We start from the raw sequence: 1,049 nt of genomic DNA, 5'->3' as shown, positions 1-1,049 counted from the left end.
AACGCGTGATCAGTAGAAACAAGGTAGTTTTTTACTCCAGCTCTATGTTGACAAAATGACCATCGTCAACATCCACAGCACTCTGCTGTTCCTGCCGGTACTCTTCCCTCATGGACTCAGGTACTCCTTCCGTAGAAGGCCCTCCTTTCAAACCGTATTTAAGGCGACGATAAACGCATTTGAAGAAAAGGCGATCAAGAATCCACAATATCAAGTGCAAGATCCCAATGATACTTGCGGCAATAACGAGAGGATCACTTGAATCGCTGCAGTTGCACTCCCATCCGCTTTTGGTAGGCCTGTAAATTTTCAAGGAGATCATCTCTCAGACCGGCACTGGAGCTAGGATGAGTTCCAATGGTCCTCATCGCTTGCACCATCTGCCTAGCCTGACTGGCAACCTCCATGGCTTCTGCTGCTTGCTCACTCGATCCAGCCATCTGCTCCATAGCCTTAGCTGTGGTACTGGCCAATACCATTCTGTTTTCATGTCTGATTAGTGGGTTGGTGGTGGTTGCTATCTGTCTGTGAGACCGATGCTGTGAATCAGCAATCTGCTCACAGGTGGCACACACTAGGCCCAATGCCACTTCTGCGGTCACCGTCCCCATCCTGTTGTATATGAGGCCCATACAACTGGCAAGTGCACCGGTTGAGTAACTGAGTGCAACTTCTTTAGCCCCATGGAATGTTATCTCTCTCTTCAGCTTCCTGTACAGTTTGACTGCCCTGTCCATGTTGTTTGGGTCTCCATTTCCATTTAGAGCATTTTGGACAAAGCGTCTACGCTGCAGTCCTCGCTCACTGGGCACGGTGAGCGTGAACACAAATCCCAAAATCCCCTTAGTCAGAGGTGACAGGATTGGTCTTGTCTTTAACCATTCCATGAGAGCCTCAAGATCGGTGTTCTTCCCTGCAAAGACATCTTCAAGTCTCTGCGCGATCTCGGCTTTGAGGGGGCCTGACGGGACGATAGAGAGAACGTACGTTTCGACCTCGGTTAGAAGACTCATCTTTCAATATCTACCTGCTTTTGCTGATCACGCGTT

At 49.2% G+C, this 1,049-nt stretch carries 2 protein-coding genes; one reads left to right on the top strand and one right to left on the bottom strand.

Going from position 1 to position 1,049, the window contains the following annotated elements; translation table 11 throughout:
• The first annotated feature begins 55 nt into the window (after window positions 1-55).
• On the top strand, window positions 56-262 hold the full coding sequence (locus ACYVK3_RS09510; RefSeq protein ID WP_460497064.1) for a hypothetical protein: 207 nt from the start codon (window positions 56-58) through the stop codon (window positions 260-262).
• Here ACYVK3_RS09510 and ACYVK3_RS09505 read toward each other — a convergent pair.
• Window positions 255-1,013 carry a matrix protein 1 gene (locus ACYVK3_RS09505; RefSeq protein WP_460497063.1) on the bottom strand — a complete coding sequence of 253 codons (759 nt, stop codon included), beginning with the start codon at window positions 1,011-1,013 and terminating at the stop codon, window positions 255-257. The genes ACYVK3_RS09510 and ACYVK3_RS09505 overlap by 8 nt on opposite strands.
• Between the last annotated feature and the right edge of the window lie 36 nt (window positions 1,014-1,049).

It is taken from the genome of Glycomyces tarimensis, from assembly GCF_054776215.1.
Note: the sequence above shows the minus strand (reverse complement) of the source record. Positions and strands in the feature narration are given on the sequence as shown.

Coding starts and splice junctions, on each gene's coding strand:
- ACYVK3_RS09510 (WP_460497064.1), top strand. CDS start 56: ATGACCATCGTCAACATCCACAGCACTCTGCTGTTCCTGCCGGTACTC.
- ACYVK3_RS09505 (WP_460497063.1), bottom strand. CDS start 1,013: ATGAGTCTTCTAACCGAGGTCGAAACGTACGTTCTCTCTATCGTCCCG.